This window comes from Streptomyces sp. RP5T, from assembly GCF_003933965.1.
Classification (GTDB): Bacteria; Actinomycetota; Actinomycetes; order Streptomycetales; family Streptomycetaceae; genus Streptomyces.
In genome coordinates this window covers 1-580 of the sequence record NZ_RSAJ01001249.1, presented here as the reverse complement: position 1 = coordinate 580, position 580 = coordinate 1, and the positions used below count along the sequence as shown (strand labels likewise).

Here is a 580-nt window from a genome sequence, read left to right as displayed (position 1 = left end):
GACAGACCGAGCGCGCATGAAGGGGCGGTCCAGCAGCGCGGCGAGGGACCAACCGGCTGCGGGCCAGAAGCGGTCCGGCAACGCAACACGGGACCAACCGCAACACGGGACCAACCCACCGCAGGCCAGAGGCGGTCCGGCAACGCGGCCAAAGGCGAACCAACCGCGGTTCAGGAGGAACCGGCGGCGCACCCAAGGACGAGCGCCCCATGGCCAACCTCACCGCACCGGCCGACGAGTTGTGCAACGGGGGCGCCAAAAGCCCTTCTTCGCCCCATACTTGTTGCCTCACATGGGGGAACGGTGTCGGGCGGGGGGATCCCATGCGCCGTAACAGTCGGGGCAGACGACGTCTGGACCAGGTGTTGGCCGTCGCGGGTACGGCCGTGGCCGCGGGTGCCCTCGCCGGGGTCAGGTTCGTCGGCGGATGGACGCAGTTCGTGGTGATCTGCCTGCTGGCCGCGGGCACCGGACTCGGCGCCTACTCGGGGAACTCCCTGCGGGCGCGGGCCGCGGGCACTCCGCCGCAGGTGCTGATCAGCCATCCGCACGGCGACGAGCCCTGGGCGCACTGGCTGGC

Annotated in this window: 1 protein-coding gene; it reads left to right on the top strand. The window is 71.4% G+C overall.

Features of this window, described 5'->3' with window-relative positions; translation table 11 throughout:
- Positions 1–323 precede the first annotated feature (323 nt).
- Positions 324–580 (top strand): hypothetical protein (locus EHS43_RS45665; RefSeq protein ID WP_260471043.1); only part of this gene is annotated, 257 nt, incomplete at its 3' end.